The sequence below is a fragment of the Dactylosporangium sp. NPDC005572 genome (genome assembly GCF_040605515.1).
Classification (GTDB): domain Bacteria; phylum Actinomycetota; class Actinomycetes; order Mycobacteriales; family Micromonosporaceae; genus Dactylosporangium.
Genome location: NZ_JBEXCY010000015.1, coordinates 34,168 through 53,434 on the forward strand (window position 1 = coordinate 34,168; position 19,267 = coordinate 53,434).

Here is a 19,267-nt window from a genome sequence, read left to right on the forward strand (position 1 = left end):
GGCCGATCGTGGCTGTCAAGACGATCGACGTGGTCAGCCGTGCCCTGGCGGTGCTGGAGCAGGTGTCGCTGCACCAGCCGGCCAGCCTGGGCGCGCTCGCGCGCGAGCTCGACCTGGACAAGAGCGCGGTGCAGCGCATCGTGGCCACGCTGCACGCGGACGGCTGGATCCGGCCCGACGCCGTGGGGCAGGGCGGCTGGACGCTGACCGGCCGGGCCCTCGCGGTCGGCGGGCGGTTCGCGGCGGGGGAGGACCTGCGGGCCCGCGCCCGGCGGGTGCTGCGCGAGGTCCACGCGGCGACGGGGGAGACGGTGTGGCTCGCCGTGGCCGACGGCGGCAGCCTGATCGTGGTGGACGAGATCGCGAGCACGCACGTGCTGCGGGTGACGTTCCCGATCGGCTACACGGGCCCGTTCGGCCCGGACACGGCAGGCGGCGTGGCAATCCTGTCCCAGGACCCGACCGCCGCGACCGGCCACGGAGCCGACGGGGCTGGGCACGACGGCGCGACCGAGCATGGTGAGGTGGCTGGGCAAGAGGGCGCAGCCGGGCACAGGAGCGCGGCGAGGCACGGCGATGGGGCCGGGGGCGACGACGGTGGCGTGGGGATGTCGGCCGAGGTCCGCGCGCGGCTGGCGAAGGCGCACCGGGACGGCTTCGCCGTGCAGATGGCCGGCGAGGTCCCGCTGTGGGCCGCCGCGGTCGCCCTGCCCCGCGAGGCCGGAGCCCTCCCGGCCGCGGTCGTCATCGGCGTGCCACAGAGCCGGGGCGGCGAGCCGGAGCTGCGCCGCCTCGGTGCGGTCCTGGCCGATGCGGTCCGGACCGCCTATGCGGGAGGCTGACCTGCACGACTGCGGCGGGCGCTGGGCCGAGACGTCCGGACCGCCTATGCGGGGGGCTGGCCGAGCGGGCGGTCCTCGGTCCAGTCGACGATCAGCACGCGCTCGGCGAACCGCCAGCCCTCGTCGGTCTCGGCGTACCGGTCCTGGTAGCGGATCGACATGACGAAGACGCGGTCGTCGTAGAGGTGGTGGGCCATGCAGTAGACCTCGCCCCGGTCGCCGTCGACGAGGTGGTTGCCGACGAAATGGGTGGTCACGCGATATCGGGACAGGGCCGCGATCCGTTCGGCGATCGCGGCCCGGCCACGCACGTCCAGGTCGGGCTCGCGGGCCAGCCGCCCGTCCAGGGTGAACAGGGCGGCGACGCCGTCCGCGTCCCGGCGGTCGCAGCCGCGGGCGTACTCCAGCGCCAGGCGGCGCACCGCGTCAGAGTCCATGCTCGGTCGCGATCCTCTCCATCTCGGCCCGGATCTCCGGCAGCCCCAGGGAGCGGCACGACAGCACCAGGCGGTCGACACCGGCAGCCGTGGCGCGCCGGACGAACGACGGGTCGGTCGCCGTCAGTGACACGGTCAACGTCACCTCGATCGCATCCGGGTCCCGCCCAGCCAACGTAGCGTGCCGGCGTACCACCCCGGTGAGCTCCGGCAACACGGAGAGGTCGACGCCGAGCGGGTGGAACCCGTCGCCGAGCCGTCCGGCGCGCCGGGCCGCGGCCTCGCTGTGCCCGCCGACGTGGATCGGCACCCCGCCGGGCTGGAGCGGCTTGGGGAAGCAGCGCGCGCCGCGGAACGCGAAGAACTCGCCGGCGAAGTCGCTCGGGTCGGTGCTCCACAGCGTGCGCAGCACGCGGATCGCCTCGTCGGTGCGCCGGCCGCGCGAGGAGTAGTCGACGCCGAGCGCCGCCATCTCCTCGCGCATCCAGCCGACGCCCACGCCGATCCGCAGGCGGCCGCCCGACAGTACGTCCATCGTGGCGAGCCGCTTGGCCAGCTGCACCGGATGGTGCTCCGGCAGGATGAGCACGCTGGTGGCCAGCCGGAGCCGCTCGGTGCGGGCCGCGACGTGGCCGAGCACGGCGAGCGGGTCGGGGAACGGGGTGTCGTCGGGCAGCCCGATGTCACCGTCCGGCGTGTAGTGGTGCAGCCGTTCGTAGTCGGACACGACGACGATGTGCTCGGAGAGGTACAGCGACTCGAAGCCGAGCCGGTCCGCGGTCTCGGCCAGCTCGGTCATGAACCGCGGATCGGCCGGGGCGCCTCGGTCGTACGGCGGGGCGACGGCGAACTTCATGCGGGCACCAGCTTCAGTGCGGCCTTCGGGCACGCGTCGATCGCGCGCCGGGCGGCGTCGAGCAGCTCCGGCGGTACCACTGGAGCAAGAATGACCAGCTCGTCGTCGGTGTCGTCGAGGCGGAACAGGTCGGGGGCGGTCTCGGCACATGTGCCGTAGAGGTCGCACCGGGCCCGGTCCACCTCAATCCCGCTCATCCCACTCCACCATCAACCGCTCCAGGCCGCGGCCGGTGACGCTGCGGCGATGGCGGACCTCCTGGTCCGGCGCGATGCGCAGGCTCGGCAGCCGGCTGGACAGCACCTCGATCGAGATGCTCATCTCCAGCCGGGTGAGGGCGGCGCCGACGCAGTGGTGGATGCCGTGGCCGAACGCCATGTGCTGCCCGGCGTTCGCGCGCGACGGGTCGAAGGTCTCCGGCTCGTCGAACACCGTCTCGTCGTGGCCGGCGGAGTCCTGGCTGACGAAGACGAACGCGCCGGCCGGGATCGTCGCGCCGTGCAGCTCGATGTCGCGGGCCGCGCGGCGGAAGATACCGGTCGCCGCGCCGTCGTAGCGCAGCGCCTCCTCGACGGCGCCGGGGACGCGCCGCGCGTCGGCGGCGACCTCCGGCCAGTGGCCGCCGTCGAGCAGCCGGTAGATCGAGCTGCCGACGCCGTTGGGCACGGTGTCGTTGCCGCCGAGCAGCAGGGCGCTGATCTGTTCGACCACGTCGAGGCGGTCCAGGCCCTGCGGGGTGCCGTCGACGAGCCGGCCCATCATGCTGGCGAAGTCGTCGCGCGGCTCGGCGATGCGGGCGGTGATCAGCCGGTCGACGTAGGCGAGGTACTCCAGGAAGCTCTGCGCGAGCGACCGGGAGATCGCCGGGTCGTGCCGGGCCAGGAACAGCTGGAACCAGGAGTGCACCCAGGCGTGCACCTGTGGCTCGTCCTCGCGGGGCAGGCCGATGAAGATGCCCATGAGCCGGGCCGGTGCGAACGTCGCGAAGTGGGCGACGAGGTCGGCGCGGCCGTCGGCGACGACCAGGTCGACCGACTCGTGCATCAGCTCGCGGTACCGGTCGCCGAGCTTGGCGACCGCGCGGGGCGTGAACGCCCGGGCGACCGCCCCGCGCAGCCGGGTGTGCGTCGGCGGGTCGACGTTGGCGACGAACCGGCCCAGGAACGCCTCCTGGGAGCCGAGCATCTCGCGCACGTCGTCCTCGAGGCGGTGGGCCGCGGTGAGGATGCCGTCGGAGGAGAACCGTTCGTTGTCGGCGAGGGCGGCGCGCACGTCGTCGTAGCGCGTGAGCACCCAGGCACCGAGGTTGTCGCTGTAGTAGAGCGGGCGCGCCTGTCGCAGGCGCCGCAGGAAGGGATACGGGTTGCTGACATGCCAGTCCGACGTGACGTCGTAGTCCTCGGCGGTGGCGGCGGCGGTCACGGTCATTGACGACCTCACCTCAAGAGGGCTAAGTTGTCTCTCCTAGAGAGACGCCGTCTCTCTGTTGTGCCCGGAACGGTAGGCGTCGGTTTTCATGGCTGTCAAGGGAGTCCAGTCGCTGGCGACCGGGCTGCGCGTCCTCGAACTGGTCTCGCGGCACCAGCCGGTCGGCGCGAGCGAGGTGGCCCGGCACATGGGGCTGCACAAGAGCGTGGTGCACCGCGCCCTGATCACGCTGGGCGAGGAGGGCTGGATCCGCCCGTTCGGCGAGCCGCCGGCCGTGCGCTGGGTGGTCACCGGCCGGGCGCTGTCGGTGGGCAGCGCGTTCGCCGCCGAGGCGGCCGCCCGCGAGCAGGCCCACCAGCTGCTGCGGCAGCTCAGCGCCGAGAGCGGCGAGACGGTGCTGCTGTCGGTCCGCGACGGCGACCGGCTGCTCGTCGTCGACGCGGTCGAGAGCACCCAGCCGCTGAAGGTCACGTTCCCCGTCGGCACCAGCACGACGATCGACCTGGAGACGGCGGCGGGGGAGGCCCTGCTGGCCGGGATGGGCGACGCCGAGGTGACCGAGCTGCTCGGCGAGGAGCCGGCCCGGGCCTGGCTGCCCCGCCGGGCCGACTACGCGCGCCGCGGCTACGCGACGCAGACCCACCCGGCGAGCCCGTTGTGGGCGGTCGCCACGCATCTGCCGGTGGCGCCGGACGGCTCGGCGGCGGTCGTGGTGATCGCCGTCCCGCAGCACCGCTGCGACCGTTCGTCACTGGAACGTTTGGGCGAACGTTTGGTCGAGCTGGCCCGGATCACGCGAAGAACTGGCTGATCGCGTTGACACCGAGCAAACGCTTGGTTGATGATACGCCTCACACCTCGCTGGCGAGCGAGGTGCTCATCTTCCCTCCGCCGAGGTGATTCCAATGCGCAAAAGGCCATTGCTCGCCACGATTCTCTGCCTTCCACTCCTGCTCGCCGGCGCGTGCGGCGACTCGGGTGACGAAGGCGGGGGAACCGAACAAACGATCAAACTTGTCGGTCTCTGGGAGATCAAGGGTGAGAGCTCCCAGGCCATCAACGACTACCACGACGGGGCCCTGCTCGCGGTCGAGGACATCAACGCCGCCGGCGGCATCATGGGCCGCAAGGTGGTGCTCGACCGGGTCGCGATCGACCCGCTCAACCCGCAGAAGGCCACCTCCCAGTTCCTGGAGGCGGTCGACAAGGACCCCGACATGCTCATCGGGTTCCCCTCCGCCACCGCCCTCATCTCCGCCAAGGGCCAGATCGACCGCAGCGGCATCCCGCTCATCGCCACCGCCAGCGCCAGCACGGCGCTGCGCTTCGGCAGCGCGGGCGCCAGCGAGTGGGCCTGGTACGTGCAGCCCTACGACGAGTTCAAGAACCAGGCCGCCGTGCGGTACGTCCTCGAGGACCTCAAGGCGACCAAGGTCGGCCTGATGGGCACCAACGAGGCCTACGGCACGACGAACATCAAGAGCCAGACCGCCCTGCTGCAGCAGAAGGGCCTCACGCCCTTCGCCAGCCGCACCTACGACGCGACCGCGACCGACCTGACCCAGCACGTGCTGGCCATGAAGGGCGCCGACGCGGTCATCAGCTTCACCTTCCCCAACCCGCTCGCCATCGAGATGAAGCAGTTCCTGCAGAACGGCATCGACGTGCCGGTCTTCTCCAGCAGCTCGGCGACGCTCGCCGTCAACAACAAGCTGCTCACCGGCGAGCCGCTGAAGAACCTGCACGCGGTCGTCCCCTGCGACCCGGCCAGCTCCACCGACGCCAAGGTCAAGGCCTTCGGCGAGAAGTACAAGACGAAGTTCAACGAGGTGGCCACCAGCCTGGCGGCCGGCTCCTACGACGCCGTCTGGATCGCCAAAGCCGCCATCGAGAAGGCCGGCGGTACCGATCCCGCCGCCATCAAGAAGGCGATGACCGAGATCAACGTGACCGGCAACGTCATCTGCTCCGGCAGCTACAAGGCCGACGCCGCCCACATGATGAACCGCGACATGGCCATCGTGCAGTACGCGGCGGACGGCTCGTCCAAGGAAATCAAGCGGTACACCTTCGAAGAGCTGCCGGCCGCCACGAGCTAGCCAGCGGTACTGCGGGAAGGCAGGCCATAGTGGACAACGTCATCGCGCTGACCGCGAGCGGAATCGCCTCCGGAGCTGTTCTGGCGATCGCCGCGCTCGGTTTCCTGGTGCTGCACAACGCCACCGGCGTGGTCAACTTCGCCCACGGCGACCTCATCACGCTCGGCGCCTACCTGGGCGTGTGGGCCACCACCGACCTGGGCCTGCCGGTGCTGCCCGGCTACCTGCTGGCGCTGCTGGTGATGGCGGCCGTCGGCCTGCTCATCGAGCGGACCGCGTTCGCGCCGCTGCGCAAGAAGCCGCTCATCGTGGTGGTCATCGCGACCCTCGCGGCGGCGACCGTGATCCGCGGCCTGATCGCCGTGTGGCAGGGCTCGACCCCGAAGACCCTGCCCAGCCCGGCCGGCGACGGCGCGCTGCGGATCGCGGGCGCCACCATCGCCCACCAGCGGCTGCTCATCGTCGCGGTCGCGGCGGTGGCGGTGGTGGCACTGCTGCTGCTGTTCGGACGCACGTCGTTCGGTCGCCAGGTCCGGGCCCTGGCGACCGACCCCGACACCGCCCGCCTCCAGGGCGTGCGGACGAAGGCGATCGGCATGGCGGCGTTCGTCATCTCGTCGGTGCTGGCCGGGCTGGCCGGGCTGCTGGTCGCCCCGCTCGGCGCGGTCGACCTCAACCTCGGCTTCGGCCTGATGATCACGGCCTTCGCGGCGGCGGTGCTCGGCGGCTTCGGCAGCCTCACCGGCGTCGTGCTGGGAGCGCTCGCGATCGGACTCATCGAGCAGCTGGTCGGCGGGCTTCTCTTCCCGTCGTACTCCACGATGCTCGCGCCGATCGTGCTGTTCCTGGTCATCGTGTTCCGCCCACAGGGTCTCGTCAACGTCACCAGGAGCCGGCTGTGAGCACCGTGCAGATCGACCCGGAGGCGCCGGCCGTCCAGCCGGCGCCCCGGCCGCCGCTGTGGTTCCTGCGGCCGCAGCCGCACGACCGCCGCCGCCACCTGCTCGCCATCGCGGCCTTCGTGGTCGTGGTGGCGCTGGCGGGCCCGGCCATCGGCGGTACCTCCAGGGCCAACCAGTTCCTGGTCAACCTCTGGATGATGTACTCCGTCGCCGCCATCGGCTTCTACTGGATCTTCGGCCTCGCCGGCCGGTTCGCGTTCTGCCAGACGTTCATGATGGCGTTCGGCGGCTACCTGTCGGCGTGGGTCACCAGGGAGGGCTATCCGTTCATCGCCGGCATCGGCGTGGCGATGGCGACCACCGCCGTGGCGGCCGGCATCGTCGGCACGCTCGTGCGCAAGGCGCAGCACTTCTACTTCGCCATCGCGACGTTCGCCGTGACCCAGGTCGGCATCATCGTGTTCGCCCGGGCCGACGGCTTCACCGGCCCCAACGGCCAGACCGTCGGCATCGGCGCGCCCGAGCTGTTCGGCTACGTGTTCCGCCGCGACGCCGAGGTGTTCTGGCTGTTCCTCGGCGTGCTCGCGGCGTGCCTGGTGGTCGGCGCGCTCATCGAGCGCTCGCCGATGCGCCGCGAGGCGATCTCGGCCCGGGACAACTTCACCGTCGCCCACCTGGCCGGCGTGCGCGCGAACCGGGTGCACATCGTGCTGTTCATGCTCGGTTCGGCGCTCGGCGGGCTGTCCGGCGCGATGATCGGGCACTGGCAGGGCGTGATGGGCTCCGACTCGTTCGGCATCGACCTCACCATCGGGCTGTTCCTCATCCTGCTGCTCGGCGGATCCGACTCGCTGTGGGGGCCGGTGATCGGGTCGGCGGTGTTCGTCGCGCTGCCCAAGCTGCTGTCCGACATCGAGCGCTTCGGCAGCATCGTGTACGGCGTGCTGCTGCTGGCCGTCGTGCTGGCGCTGCCGAATGGGATCGCCGAGAGCGTCCGGCGGTTGTTGCAACGGGTCTCGTCGAAGGGGGCCGGCGATGCTGCGGGCTGAGCGGATCACCGTCGACTTCGGCGGCGTGCGCGCCGTCGCGGGCGTCGACCTGGAGGTCGGCGCGAAGGAGATGCTGGGCCTGGTCGGCCCGAACGGCAGCGGCAAGACCACGCTGCTCAACGCGGTCTGCGGGGTCGTGACGGCCCGTGGCGCGCTGACCGTCGACGGGCGACGGGTCCGGCTGAGCCGCCCCGCCGCGACCCGCGCGGCCGGCATCGCCCGGGTCTTCCAGGCGCCGCAGATCTTCGACGAGCTGTCCTGCCTGGAGAACGTGCTGCTGTCCAGCCCCGACGGGCGCCTGGTCGGGCTGGTCGGTGCGGTGCTCGCCCGGCCGGCGATGCACCGCCGGGAGCGCCGCCGCGAGGCCGCCGCGCTGCGCGCGCTGACGACGGTCGGCCTGGCCGAGTACGCGTCCACGTCGTCGAAAACGCTCAGCTACGGACAGCGCCGGCTGCTCGAACTCGCGCGGGCGCTCGCCGCGGAGCCGAAGGTACTGCTGCTCGACGAGCCGAGCGCCGGGCTCAACGACGCCGAAACCGCGCAGCTCGCGCAGCTGCTGCGCGAGACGCGCGACACGGGGCTCGCCGTGGTCGTCGTCGACCACAAGATCGACTTCTTGGACTCGCTCTGCGACCGGCTGGTCGTGCTGGAGCTCGGCAAGGTGATCGCGCAGGGACCGCCCGACGAGGTCTGGCGGCACCAGCAGGTCATCAACGCCTACCTGGGGGTGGCCGGCAATGCTTGAGGTGGAAGAGCTGCACGTCCGCTACGGCACGACCCACGCGGTGCGCGGGGTGTCGCTGACCGTCGGCGCCGGCGAGGCTGTGGCCCTGCTCGGCCCGAACGGCGCCGGCAAGACCTCGACGCTGCGGGCGATCAGCCGGCTGACCACGGCCACCGGCGCGCTGCGGTTCGACGGCGAGGATCTCACCGGCCTGGCCGCCGAGCAGGTCGCCCGCCGCGGCCTGATCCACGTGCCCGAGGGCCGGCGGGTCTTCGTAGACCTGACCGTGCACGAGAACCTGCAGCTCGGGATGACCGCGCGGCAGGGCCGGGGCGGCGGGTTCAGCCTCGACGACGTGTACGACCTGTTCCCGGCCCTGGTGCCGCTGCGCAGACGGCTGGGCTTCGCGCTCTCCGGCGGCGAGCAGCAGATGACCGCCATCGGCCGGGGCCTGGTCGCCGCGCCCCGGATGATGCTCATCGACGAGCCGTCCCTGGGCCTGGCCCCGGTCGTGGTCGAAGCTGTCGCCGAAGCGCTGGTCGCTGTCCGTTCGCGCGTCGCGCTGCTCGTCATCGAACAGAACGTGCACGTCGCGGTGCGCGTCTGCCAGCGGGCCGCGGTGCTCAACGGCGGCACGATCGTCATGCAGGCCCCGGTCGAGGAACTGCACGACCGCGACACGCTGCTGGCCTCGTACCTCGGACAGCGAAAGACCGGCATCGGTGTCTGAGGTGCCGGCCCACATGTCCGCGGTCACGGGCGCGGGGGCAGTCATGGACGCTGGGGCAGCGGCGGTCGCCGGCCCGTTCGGCGGCCGCGTCGCGATCGTCACCGGGGCGGCCGGCGGTGCGGGGCGAGCCTGTGCGGCCCGGCTGGCCCGCGATGGTGCTCGCGTGGTGATCGCGGACATCGACGGCCGCCGCGCCGCCGCGACGGCGGCCGAAATCAATGCTGCGACCGCGTCCGACATCAATGCCGCGACGGCGGCCGAATGCAATGCTGCGGTGGCGGCCGGCATCAATGCCGCGGCCGACAGCACGGCGGTGACCCGAATCGCCGCCGCCACCACCGCGGCCGACATCCCCGCGGCGGTCGCGATCGCGGTCGCCGCCGACGTGAGCGACGAGGCGTCGGTCGCCGCGATGGTGGCCGCCGCCGTCGACGCCTTCGGCGGGCTCGACATCCTCGTCAACAACGCCGCCGCCCTCCAGCCCGAGCTGCACCGCCGCGACGGCGACCTGGTCGGCCTCGACCTCGACGTGTGGGAGCGGACGATGGCCGTCAACGCCGGCGGCACGTTCCTCGCGTGCAAGCACGCCGTGCCGGCGATGCGGGCCCGCGGCGGCGGCGCGATCGTGAACGTCGCGTCCGTCTCGGCGCTCGTCGGCGACGACGTGCGCGCCGCCTACGGCTCGTCCAAGGCCGCGGTGCTCGCCCTGACCCGCTACGTGGCCACCATGTACGGCCGCGACGGCATCCGCTGCAACGCCGTCACGCCGGGCCTCATCCTCACCGGCACCGCGCTCGCCGCGCTCAGCGAGCACCACCTCGACGAGTTCGCCGCCGAGCGGCTGCTGCCCTACGCCGCCGGACCCGAGGACATCGCCGCGGTCGTGGCGTGGCTGGCCGGCGCCGAGTCCCGCTGCATCACCGGCCAGTCCATCGTCGTCGACGCCGGCACGACCGCCCACCGGCCGCTGCACGCGATGCGCAACTGGTCGAACAACAGCAACAGGTCGAACAACAGCAACAGGTCGAACAACAGCAACGGAACGCGCGAACACGCATAGGAAGGAGCGTGAACGTGACCGAACAAGCCATCGGCGACGTCCTGCTGCACCTGCGCTGGACCGTCCCCGACGACCGGGTCCCCGGCTTCGAGGCGTGGTACGACCAGGAGCACCTGGCCGACATGGTCGACGTGCCGGGCATCCTCGGCGGGCGCCGCTTCGCCCGCGTCGAGAACGCCTACTCCTCGCCCAGCGAGTTCAACTTCCTCACGCTGTACCAGCTCGCCGGCGACGAGCCGCTGCGCAGCGACGAGTACAACCGCCTCTCCACCGACCCCAGCCCGTGGACCCTCGAGGTGGCCATGGGCCTCGGCCTCGGCCGGACCGTGTTCCAGCAGATCCGGCCGGTCGAGCCGGAGCCGAGACACCCGGCCGGGCCGGCGCTGTTCCACGTGCTCATGCGGGCCGACGCGGCCGTCGAGGACGACTTCACCCGCTGGTACGACGACGAACACCTCCCGGCGATGCTCGCGGTGCCCGGCGTGCTCGGCGCGCGGCGGTTCCGCGCCGTCGCCGACGACGCCGGGTTCGGCGTGCACCCGGCCCAGGCCGACCATCCCTATCTCGCGGTGTACGAGCTGGAGTCGCTCGACGTCGTCGGTACCGCCGAGTTCAGGGCGGCCGGAAAGCGGACGCCGCTGCGCGAGCAGCTCGGCGACGCGATCGCCGCGCACGTGCAGACCTACCGGCAGGTGTTCCCCGCGAGCGGTGCGTATGAGGGTCGGTGACCTCGACGTGGTCGGCGTGCCCGACGGCATCGGCCACGTCCGGCCGCTCGAGTTGTACCTCGCCGGCGGCAAGCGGCCGGAGGAGCTCGGCAAGGGCGGGCGCGACGAGGACTGGGCCGAGCACCGCGACCTGTGCCTGCCCGACGGCCGGCTGGAGATGCCCGTCGGCACGTTCCTCATCCGCACCGGTGAACGCGTGCTGCTGGTCGACGCCGGGTACGGCCCGCAGGCCCCCGCGTCGGTCAGCGGCACCCGGCTGATGGACAACCTGGCGCAGGCCGGCGTCGCCCCGCAGGACGTGACCGACGTCGTGCTGACCCACCTGCACATGGACCACATCGGCTGGTCGGCGGTCGACGGCGTCGCGACGTTCCCGAACGCGGTCTACCGCTGCCATGCGGCCGACTGGCGGTACTTCGTGGAGACCAGCGGGACGCAGGACGCCCGCTATCGCGAGGTCGCCGCCGCCACCCTGGCGCCGATCGCGGACCGCTTCACCACCTGGAGCGGCGACGAGACCCTCGCGCCGGGCGTCGACGCCGTCGTCGCGGCCGGCCACACGCCCGGCTGCACGACCGTGGTGCTCAGCTCGCGCGGTGAGCGCACCGTGCTCATCGGCGACGTCGTGCACCACCCGGTGCAGCTGCTCGACGACGCCTGGGCCCGGGTCGTCGACGTCGACGAGCAGCAGGCGCGCGACACGCAGGTGCGCCTGGTCAACGAGTTCATCCGCGACGGCACGCCGGTCGTCGGCGCGCACTTCCCCGGCCTGCGCCCCGGGCGGATCGTGCTGGATGGCGACGGCAGGCGGCGGTGGACCTAGCCATCCTGGACGACTACCAGGGCGTCGCGTTGTCCATGGGCGACTGGTCGTCGCTGCCCGTGCGCATCACCGTGTTCCGCGAGCACCTGGGGTCGCCGGACGACGTCGTCCGCGCATTGCAACCGTTCGACGGCGTCGTCGCCATGCGCGAACGCACAGCGCTGCCCGGCGAAGTGTTGCGCGCTTTGCCGCGGTTGCGCCTCGTCGCGACGGCCGGCATGGCCAACGCGGCCGTCGACCTGCGCGCGGCGGCCGAGTGCGGCATCACCGTCTGCGGCACGACCGGCATGGCCGGGGCCGTCGCCACCGTCGAGCACACCTGGGCGCTCATCTTCGCCCTGGCGAGGCAGATCCCGCGCCACGACGCGCTCGTGCGCGCCGGCGGGTGGCAGGCCGGCCTCGGCACCACGCTGCACGGCCGGACGCTCGGCATCGTCGGCCTCGGCAACATCGGCCGCGGCCTGATCCCGGTCGCGCAGGCACTCGGGATGCGGGTCACCGCGTGGAGCCGCCACCTGACCGCCGCCCCGGAAGGCGTCGAGGCGCCGGGCAGGGAGGCGTTCTTCGCCGGTGCCGACGTGCTCAGCGTCCACGTCAAGCTGGCCCCCTCCACCCGCCACTACATCGGCGCCGCCGAGCTCGCGCTGCTGAAGCCCTCGGCCCTGCTGGTGAACACCTCCCGCGGCCCGATCGTCGACACCGCCGCCCTCGTGGCGGCGCTGCGGGCCGGGCGGCTGGCCGGCGCGGCCCTCGACGTCTACGACACCGAGCCGCTGCCGCCCGGCGACCCGCTGCGCGCGGCGCCGAACGTGGTGCTCTCGCCGCACCTCGGCTACGTCACCCGGGAGTCGTACGCGCAGTACTTCCCGCAGCTCGTCGAGGACGTCGCGGCGTTCCTGGCCGGGCATCCCGTCCGCGTGCTGGAGGAGGCGCCGTGAACCCGCAGGACGTGCCCGAGCCACCGCTGTCGCCGTGGCGGCCGCCGTCGTACACCGTCGACCGGCACGGCAAGGTGAGCGGCGCCCGGCCCCGCCGCGCCAACAACTGGGGCCGCTGGGGCGCGGCGGACCAGCGCGGTACCGCCAATCTCATCACCGACGACACCGTCCGCGCGGCCGCCGCGGCCGTGCGCACCGGCCGGCGGTACCCCCTGGGACTCCCCATCGGCGGCCCACCCACCGGCGCCGTCCCGCGCGCCATGGTCGTGCGCACGTCCACCACGGCCGACGGGGTGGTCGCCCGGACCGCGGCGCACCCGGCGTACTCCGACGACCTGCTGGTCATGGGCACCCAGACCTACACCCAGCTCGACGGGCTGGCCCACGTCGCCGACCGCGACACCCTCTACAACGGCTACTGGGCCGGGCTGGTCACCGCGGCCGAGGGCGCCCGGCGGCTCGGCATCCACCACCTCATCGACGGCATCGTCGGGCGCGGCGTGCTCGTCGACGTCGCGCGCCACCTCGGCGTGCCCGTGGTGCCGCCCGGCACGGTCATCGGCCCGGCGCTGCTCGACGCGGTGTTGCGGGCCACCGGTACCGCGGTGGGCCCGGGCGACGTGCTGCTCGTGCGCACCGGCGTGCTCGGCAGCTGGGACGGCGTCCACGGCAGCCTCGGCACCGCACCGCAGGCCGGCCTCGACGTGTCGTGCGTGCCGTGGCTGGCCCGCCACGACGTGAGCCTCGTCGGCGCCGACAACTCGGCGGTCGAGGCGCTCGACGCCACCGCCGGCTCGTGGCGCATCCCGCTGCACCTGGCCGCGCTGCGCGACCTCGGGCTGCTGCTGGCCGAGCTGCTCTGCCTCGACGACCTGGCCGAGGCGTGCGCCGCGGACGGCGTGTGGGAGTTCATGTTCGTGGCCCTGCCGCTACCCCTCGTCGGCGGCGTGGGCTCCCCGATCAACCCGCTCGCGATCCGCTGACGGTCGCAGCAGGTAGCCGGATGCCAGCGCGGTGACCACGGCCGCGGTGGCGAGCAGGATGCGGTACCCCAGCGCCGTGACGAGCCCCGCCCCGACCGCGATCGAGATCGTCTGCGGCACGGTGATCATGGTGCTCGCCGCGGCGTACACCCGGCCCTGCAGGTCGGCCGGCGTGACCCGCTGGAGCAGGGTGGTGAAGCCGACGACGATCCACGGCAGGCTCACCCCGAACAGCCCGACCCCGCCGAGCACGAACGGCAGCGACGGCGGGGTCTGCAGCAGCGCCCCGACCGCCGCGGTGGCCAGGCCGAGCCCGATGACCCGCCGCTCGCCGAGCCGCCGCACCAGGGGCGCCGCGGTCGGCCCGCCCAGCAGCGCGCCGGCGCCCTGCACGGCGACGAGGACGCCGACGAACGCCGGCTGCCGGTGCAGCCCCTGGCCCACGACGGCGAACACGGTCGTCTCGGTGAAGCCGAACACGAGCAGGGCGGTCGCGGTCGCCGTGACCACGTGCCGCAGCGGCGCGGTGCGGCCGACGAACCGGACTCCGGCGAGCATCTCCGCCGACCAGTGGTGCTGCCACGGCTTCGGCCGCGGTTCGCGCAGCCGGAGTTTCAACAGACACATCACCGGTACCGCGAAGGTCACCGCGTCCAGCACCGCCACGAAATGCCCGCCGAGCAGCACGAACAGCCCCGACCCGGCGAGCGGACCGACGAGCCGCAGCGTCTCCTGGGCGGTGCGCAGGAACCCGTTGGCGTCGGCGAGCTGCTCCGTCGGCACGATCTGGATCAGCAGCGCGGACTGCGCCGCACCGAGCACCGCGTAGGCGAGCCCGTGCAGGCTCATCACGAGGTACACGATCCAGACGTCCTCGGCGCCGTCGACCAGCAACAACAGCAGCACGACGGCCGCGCTGACCAGGTTGGCGACGACGAGCAGCGGCCGCTTGCGCACCCGGTCGACGAGCAGCCCGGCCACCGGCGCGAGCAGCGTCGGCGCGGTGAAGAAGAAGAACACGAGCCCGGCCGCGGCGCTGCTGCCGGTGAGTGACTTGACCCAGACGCCCATGGCCAGCCAGAGCGCGGAGTCCCCGAGCAACGAGCAGACCTGCCCGCCGAGGTACAACCGCACATCGCGGTTGTCCATCAGGCGGCGCATCGACATCGCCCGAATCTATGTTCTTGACGGTCAGGGCGCTACGCAGAGCGTTTGTCCTCCATGTGCACGATCTGCACCGCCGGGAAGACCGTACATATGCGATCATGGTGGCATGACGACAATCATGCGAGGGCTGTGACGCATAGGTCGGCCACGGCGGTGGTTCCCGGACTGCCGGCCGGGGTGCTCGGGCAGATCGCCCGTTGCGAGCGGGCCTACCTGTGGCCCGGTGCGGTCGCCGCCGCGCTCGCGGGGTGGAAGCAGGCCGTTCATCAGCCGGCGGCGGGGCTGTTCCGGGACGCCGTGCGGGCCGGATGTCTGTGTTGTGACCCGCTCGAGCACCGCGACGTGCTGGAGCGCGCGCTCGTCGCCCTCGGCCCACGGGCGCGGCGGGCGTTGCTGGCGCAGGTCGCGCCGCTGGACGACCGCTTCCGGCAGCGGACGTTCCACGATCCGTTCACGGCACCGGACCTGGCCTGGTGGCGCCGCCGAGCCTGAGGCCGCCGCGGTGCCGTCAGCCGGCCGCCGATCGTTGGCGTCGGGCTTCGGTCAGCAGCGCCAGCAGCTCCCGGCCGCGCGGACCCTGGGCGCGCATGACGGCCTTGACGCGGTCGTCGGTGCCGATCAGCGCGACCGCGTGATCTTCGGGCACGGGTCGAAGCCTAGTCTTGGTGATGGGCCCGCCACCGCCCGTCCAGGTCGATCTCGACGCCGGTCATCCGCGCCGCGAGGGCCAGGAGGCCGGCGGCCTGGCCACCGCCGTCGGCGCCGGGCCGGGGGATCGGCAGGTCCGCGACGAGGTCGCGCAGTGCGTGCGGCTCGGTGCCCCAGGCCCGCTCGGGCGCGTATCCGTTGAACCGGGTGCGGAGCGCGCCGCCGACCGCGTGGCGGAACCAGACGTTGCCGGTCGTGCTCCACTCGGCCTGGACGGCCTCGCCGCCGGCGCTGAGCCGCTCGAGGAGCCGGTCGGCCGGGCGCGGTCGGCGGCCGGGCTCCAGGACGACGACCCATTCGCCGTCCGTCCGGACCCACGCCAGGGGCCGGGTGCTCAGCGTGACCGGGCCGGTGCCGGCCACGTCCGGGTCGGCGCCGAGGGCGGCGGCGACGTCGGCGGCGGCGAGCCCGTGGACGTACGTCGCACAGCCGTCCCAGCCCAGCCAGTGCTCGTCGAGCGGGACCCCGCCGGACCCGCCGGGTGGCTGGGGCGAGCCGAGCGCCTCCAGGATGCTGTCGCGCACCTGCTGCGAGCCCGCCTCGGTCACCGCCCGGAACGCGGCCGCGAGCGCGGACGGGCTCGTGCAGGCCCGGGCCGCTGCGACGGCGCGCGCCTGGACTCCGTGCGCATGTCGCGCCAAGGCGTCGAGGCGCTCCATCGGCGCCGGCTCCCCGGCGACGACCGCCGCGATGGCCGGGTGCTCAAGCATCCCGGCCGCGCGAGCCACGTGCCCGGCCGCGAGTCGCGCCGCCATCCGCAGCGTCGCCTCGCCGGCGCGCTGGAGCGCCGCGGAGAGCTCGGGATCCTCGTGGGTGAGCAACTCGTACCTCGGCAGCACCCGCGCGACGACATCCTCCGGCCAGAGGCGCAGTGGCAGTGTCACCATCGGCCCGTCGATCATCTCCGCGGCAAGCTCGACGCCGGTGATCCGCGCCGCGAGCGCGAACATCAACTGATGGGTCGAGCCGATCCGGTCACCCCATGGCAGATCGGCCCGCAGCAGTTCGAGCGCTTCCGGATCGGCTCCGCCCCGGTCGTCTGGGAACAGCGCCTCGAACTCGGTCACCACGGTGCCGTGGCCGGCATACCTGAACCGCGTGACCGCGTTGATGTTCCAGTAGCAGCTCACCGCCCGGCCGCCGGTCAACCGGCGCAGCACCTCGCCGCGGCTGCCCTGCCACCCGCCGACCTCGGCCGCGACCACCCAGCCACCGACCTGCCGCAGCGCCACGCGGCTGTCGAAGTCGAGCCCGGCGTCGGTGGCCTCCTCGATCGACCCGCCGAAGGCCTCAGCCACGGCGGCGAGATCCATACCTTCGACGAACGTGACACAGGCTCCGTCGCCGAGCACCGAGTCGTCCACCCACCGGTACCGCTCGACCTCCTCCACGCGCGCACACCTTACGCGGACGACCTCGGTAAGGTGGCCCGGTGCGAGGGCGAGCCGGGCTCGGCGTGATGGCCGAGGCGCTCGGGGGCTGAGCGGGGCGCCCTACCCCGCGGCGATCACCTCGATCTCGACCAGCCAGTCGCTCACGAGCGTCTGGCAGACGATCGCCGTCGTCGGTACGGCCCGGCCGCCGAGCGCGGCCACCCGGGCGGCGGCGTTCGGCTCGGCGTAGGACGGGTCGGTGAGGTAGCTCGTGAGGCGCACGATGTTGTCGACCGTCATGTCCGCCGACGCCAGGATCGCGCGGATGTTCGACCAGATCAGGTCGAGCTGCTCGGCCAGGCCGGCGCCGGGTGTGCCGTCCGGGTGCAGGCCCATCGTGCCGGCGACGAACAGCAGCCGCGCGGCGCCGCGGACCTCCATCGCGTGGGCGTAGTCGTCGGTGGCCGGGTACACGCCGTCCGTGGGGCGGTGCGGGGTCAGCTCCATCCGATCATGCTTGCAGAGGTCACCCGGGGGAGTCGGGAGACGGGTTTCCGATCGACACCGGGCGGGGCCGGGGGTCTAATGCCCTCATGCTGGCCATCCGGGCCGGGCGGCTCTTCGACGGCGTCAGTGCCGTGCCCGTCGAGCGGCCCGTCGTGATCGTCGAAGGCGCGCGCATCGTCGCCGTGCTGGCCGGGGGCGAGCCGCCGGCCACGGCCGAACTCGTCGACCTCGGGGAGGCGACCCTGCTGCCGGGGCTCGTCGACTCCCACGTCCACCTGGTGTTCGACGCGAGTCCCGATCCCGTCGCTGTCCTCGCCGGCGCGGACGACGAGGCGGTACTGGCGATGATGCGCACGGCAGCGGAGCGTGCGCTGTCGGCGGGCATCACCACCGTCCGCGACCTCGGCGACCGCGGATACCTGGCGGTCCGGCTCCGCGAGGAGACGGCCCGCACCGCCGGCCCCGAGATCCTCGCCGCCGGGCCGCCGATCACGACCGGGCAGGGGCACTGCTGGTTCCTCGGCGGCGCGGCGTCCGGGGCCGACGGGGTTCGCGCGGCGGTGCGGGAGCACGCCGCGCGGGGCGTCGACGTGATCAAGCTGATGGCGACCGGCGGTGAGCTGACCCCCGGGTCGGCCTCGCACGTGGCGCAGTTCGAGGTCGACGAGCTGCGGGCCGCGGTCGACGAGGCGCGGCGGCACGGGCTGCCGACGACCGCGCACGCCCACGGCGCGGGCGGGATCGCCAACGCCGTCGCCGCCGGGGTCGACATGATCGAGCACGGCACGTTCATGACGGCGGACGGGGCCGAGGCCGACGCGGCGATCATCCGGGCCATCGCCGACGCGGGCATCCCGATCGGTGCCACGGTCGCGCAGAAGCCCAGGCCGGGCGTCACGCCGCCGCCGCGCATCCGGAAGGTGCTGCCGCTCATCGTCGCGGTGTTCCAGCAGGTCCGCGCGGCCGGCATCCCGCTGGTGTGCAGCAGCGACGCCGGCATCGGGCCGTTGAAGCCCGTCGACGCCCTGCCGTACGGGCCGGCGATGATGGCGGCGTACCTCGGCATGCCCCCGGTGGAGGCGCTGCGGTCGGTGACGTCCACGGCCGCGCAGGCGTGCCGGGTCGGCGACCGGAAGGGCCGCGTCGCGCCCGGGTACGACGCCGACCTGCTCGCCGTCGCGGGCGACCCGCTGGCGGACCTGGCCGCGCTGACGGCGGTGCGCGCCGTGTTCCGGGCCGGCGTGCGGGTCAGGTGAGCGCGGCGAGCACGTCGCGGCCCACCAGGTGGGCGGGGCGGGTGGCGTCGAGCGACACCAGCATGCCCCGCAGCCGGTACCACGCGGTCAGCGGCGCGGCCAGCTCGTGGTACCGCCGAAGCCGCTCCCTGATCACGGGCTCGACGTCGTCGGAGCGCCCGCCCGAGGCTCCCCGGGCCAGCAGCCGGCGGGTCAGCTCCTCGTCGTCGGCGTGCAGGTGGACGGCGACGTCGGCCGTCATCCCGAGCCGCTCCAGCGACCGGGCCTGGTCGAGCGTGCGGGGCATGCCGTCGAGCACGAAGCCGCCGGCCGCGAACGCCCCGCGCACCGCGTTGAACAGCAGGCTGTCCGGCACCAGCTCGCCGCGGTCCAGGTGGCCCTGCGCGGCGCGGCCGATCGCCGTGCCCCGCGACACGTGGTCGCGCAGCACCTCGCCGGTGGCGATGTGCGGGATGTGGAAGTGCCTGGCGATCCGCGCGCCCTGCGTCCCCTTGCCGGCGCCCGGCGGACCGATCATCAGCACTCGCATTCGAAACCCTCCAAGACGAGTTCGGTGAACAACGCCAACGACGCTACGAACGCGCGCGGCGGCCACCATCGGCACAACTGCCTATCCGCGCGCGGGATGGGTACCTAGGCAGGGTGCGGGACCTGCTG

The 19,267-nt window shown here is 73.2% G+C and carries 23 protein-coding genes; 14 read left to right on the plus strand and 9 right to left on the minus strand.

What is annotated here, in order from left to right; genetic code table 11:
• Positions 1 to 8: 8 nt before the first annotated feature.
• A complete protein-coding gene (locus ABZS66_RS10925) occupies positions 9 to 842 on the plus strand; it encodes a helix-turn-helix domain-containing protein (RefSeq protein WP_354756911.1) in 834 nt (277 codons plus the stop codon).
• A gap of 44 nt (positions 843 to 886) precedes the next feature.
• Here the strand turns inward: ABZS66_RS10925 and ABZS66_RS10930 are convergent, their stop codons facing one another.
• Genes ABZS66_RS10930 through ABZS66_RS10945 form a run of 4 tightly spaced genes read right to left on the minus strand, consistent with a single transcriptional unit; the run spans position 887 to position 3,563 of the window.
• On the minus strand, positions 887 to 1,279 hold the full coding sequence (locus ABZS66_RS10930) for a nuclear transport factor 2 family protein (RefSeq protein ID WP_354756912.1): 393 nt from the start codon (positions 1,277 to 1,279) through the stop codon (positions 887 to 889).
• Positions 1,269 to 2,135: an LLM class F420-dependent oxidoreductase gene (locus ABZS66_RS10935; RefSeq protein WP_354756913.1), complete on the minus strand. Its 867-nt coding sequence runs from the start codon at positions 2,133 to 2,135 to the stop codon at positions 1,269 to 1,271. The genes ABZS66_RS10930 and ABZS66_RS10935 overlap by 11 nt, the downstream gene beginning before the upstream one ends.
• Positions 2,132 to 2,332, minus strand: a complete 201-nt coding sequence (locus ABZS66_RS10940; RefSeq protein WP_354756914.1) for a ferredoxin — start codon at positions 2,330 to 2,332, stop codon at positions 2,132 to 2,134. Before ABZS66_RS10940 ends, ABZS66_RS10935 begins: the two co-directional genes overlap by 4 nt.
• Positions 2,319 to 3,563, minus strand: coding sequence for a cytochrome P450 (locus ABZS66_RS10945; RefSeq protein WP_354756915.1), 1,245 nt, complete (start codon positions 3,561 to 3,563; stop codon positions 2,319 to 2,321). Before ABZS66_RS10945 ends, ABZS66_RS10940 begins: the two co-directional genes overlap by 14 nt.
• 88 nt (positions 3,564 to 3,651) lie before the next feature.
• On the opposite strand from ABZS66_RS10945, the gene ABZS66_RS10950 reads away from it, so the two are divergent.
• From ABZS66_RS10950 to ABZS66_RS11000, 11 genes are all read left to right on the plus strand, one after another.
• Positions 3,652 to 4,374, plus strand: a complete 723-nt coding sequence (locus ABZS66_RS10950) for a helix-turn-helix domain-containing protein (RefSeq protein ID WP_354756916.1) — start codon at positions 3,652 to 3,654, stop codon at positions 4,372 to 4,374.
• A gap of 94 nt (positions 4,375 to 4,468) precedes the next feature.
• Positions 4,469 to 5,662, plus strand: a complete 1,194-nt coding sequence (locus tag ABZS66_RS10955) for an ABC transporter substrate-binding protein (protein ID WP_354756917.1) — start codon at positions 4,469 to 4,471, stop codon at positions 5,660 to 5,662.
• A 29-nt stretch (positions 5,663 to 5,691) separates the two neighbouring features.
• On the plus strand, positions 5,692 to 6,564 hold the full coding sequence (locus tag ABZS66_RS10960) for a branched-chain amino acid ABC transporter permease (RefSeq protein WP_354756918.1): 873 nt from the start codon (positions 5,692 to 5,694) through the stop codon (positions 6,562 to 6,564).
• Positions 6,561 to 7,613 carry a branched-chain amino acid ABC transporter permease gene (locus ABZS66_RS10965; RefSeq protein ID WP_354756919.1) on the plus strand — a complete coding sequence of 351 codons (1,053 nt, stop codon included), beginning with the start codon at positions 6,561 to 6,563 and terminating at the stop codon, positions 7,611 to 7,613. Before ABZS66_RS10960 ends, ABZS66_RS10965 begins: the two co-directional genes overlap by 4 nt.
• The gene (locus ABZS66_RS10970) at positions 7,600 to 8,358 is read left to right on the plus strand and encodes an ATP-binding cassette domain-containing protein (protein ID WP_354756920.1); all 759 of its coding nucleotides are present in this window, start codon (positions 7,600 to 7,602) and stop codon (positions 8,356 to 8,358) included. The genes ABZS66_RS10965 and ABZS66_RS10970 overlap by 14 nt, the downstream gene beginning before the upstream one ends.
• A complete protein-coding gene (locus ABZS66_RS10975; protein ID WP_354756921.1) occupies positions 8,351 to 9,067 on the plus strand; it encodes an ABC transporter ATP-binding protein in 717 nt (238 codons plus the stop codon). The genes ABZS66_RS10970 and ABZS66_RS10975 overlap by 8 nt, the downstream gene beginning before the upstream one ends.
• A gap of 13 nt (positions 9,068 to 9,080) precedes the next feature.
• A complete protein-coding gene (locus ABZS66_RS10980; RefSeq protein ID WP_354756922.1) occupies positions 9,081 to 10,127 on the plus strand; it encodes an SDR family oxidoreductase in 1,047 nt (348 codons plus the stop codon).
• 14 nt (positions 10,128 to 10,141) lie between these two features.
• Entirely contained in the window at positions 10,142 to 10,855 is a 714-nt protein-coding gene (locus tag ABZS66_RS10985; RefSeq protein WP_354756923.1) for a hypothetical protein, read from the plus strand.
• The gene (locus tag ABZS66_RS10990) at positions 10,842 to 11,678 is read left to right on the plus strand and encodes an MBL fold metallo-hydrolase (RefSeq protein ID WP_354756924.1); all 837 of its coding nucleotides are present in this window, start codon (positions 10,842 to 10,844) and stop codon (positions 11,676 to 11,678) included. Before ABZS66_RS10985 ends, ABZS66_RS10990 begins: the two co-directional genes overlap by 14 nt.
• Positions 11,669 to 12,616 (plus strand): D-2-hydroxyacid dehydrogenase family protein, encoded by a 948-nt coding sequence (locus ABZS66_RS10995; protein ID WP_354756925.1) that lies wholly within the window; start codon positions 11,669 to 11,671, stop codon positions 12,614 to 12,616. The genes ABZS66_RS10990 and ABZS66_RS10995 overlap by 10 nt, the downstream gene beginning before the upstream one ends.
• Positions 12,613 to 13,599, plus strand: coding sequence for a cyclase family protein (locus ABZS66_RS11000; RefSeq protein WP_354756926.1), 987 nt, complete (start codon positions 12,613 to 12,615; stop codon positions 13,597 to 13,599). The genes ABZS66_RS10995 and ABZS66_RS11000 overlap by 4 nt, the downstream gene beginning before the upstream one ends.
• Here the strand turns inward: ABZS66_RS11000 and ABZS66_RS11005 are convergent.
• The gene (locus ABZS66_RS11005) at positions 13,546 to 14,766 is read right to left on the minus strand and encodes an MFS transporter (RefSeq protein WP_354756927.1); all 1,221 of its coding nucleotides are present in this window, start codon (positions 14,764 to 14,766) and stop codon (positions 13,546 to 13,548) included. The two genes, ABZS66_RS11000 and ABZS66_RS11005, sit on opposite strands and share 54 nt — an antisense overlap.
• 129 nt (positions 14,767 to 14,895) lie before the next feature.
• Here ABZS66_RS11005 and ABZS66_RS11010 point away from each other — a divergent pair, with 129 nt between their 5' ends.
• Entirely contained in the window at positions 14,896 to 15,258 is a 363-nt protein-coding gene (locus ABZS66_RS11010) for a hypothetical protein (RefSeq protein ID WP_354756928.1), read from the plus strand.
• Between the two features lie 16 nt (positions 15,259 to 15,274).
• Here the strand turns inward: ABZS66_RS11010 and ABZS66_RS11015 are convergent, their stop codons facing one another.
• The 3 genes from ABZS66_RS11015 to ABZS66_RS11025 all read right to left on the minus strand — a co-directional run bounded on the left by ABZS66_RS11015 (position 15,275) and on the right by ABZS66_RS11025 (position 17,354).
• The gene (locus tag ABZS66_RS11015) at positions 15,275 to 15,412 is read right to left on the minus strand and encodes a hypothetical protein (protein ID WP_354756929.1); all 138 of its coding nucleotides are present in this window, start codon (positions 15,410 to 15,412) and stop codon (positions 15,275 to 15,277) included.
• A 10-nt stretch (positions 15,413 to 15,422) separates the two neighbouring features.
• Positions 15,423 to 16,865 carry a DUF6461 domain-containing protein gene (locus ABZS66_RS11020; protein WP_354756930.1) on the minus strand — a complete coding sequence of 481 codons (1,443 nt, stop codon included), beginning with the start codon at positions 16,863 to 16,865 and terminating at the stop codon, positions 15,423 to 15,425.
• Positions 16,866 to 16,967: 102 nt separating this feature from the next.
• Complete coding sequence (locus ABZS66_RS11025; protein ID WP_354756931.1) at positions 16,968 to 17,354, minus strand: RidA family protein; 387 nt, start codon at positions 17,352 to 17,354, stop codon at positions 16,968 to 16,970.
• A gap of 86 nt (positions 17,355 to 17,440) precedes the next feature.
• Between ABZS66_RS11025 and ABZS66_RS11030 the strand changes: the two genes are divergently transcribed.
• On the plus strand, positions 17,441 to 18,610 hold the full coding sequence (locus tag ABZS66_RS11030; protein ID WP_354756932.1) for an amidohydrolase family protein: 1,170 nt from the start codon (positions 17,441 to 17,443) through the stop codon (positions 18,608 to 18,610).
• On the opposite strand, the gene ABZS66_RS11035 is transcribed toward ABZS66_RS11030, so the two are convergent.
• Positions 18,603 to 19,139: a nucleoside monophosphate kinase gene (locus tag ABZS66_RS11035; RefSeq protein ID WP_354756933.1), complete on the minus strand. Its 537-nt coding sequence runs from the start codon at positions 19,137 to 19,139 to the stop codon at positions 18,603 to 18,605. The genes ABZS66_RS11030 and ABZS66_RS11035 overlap by 8 nt on opposite strands.
• Positions 19,140 to 19,267: the final 128 nt, after the last annotated feature.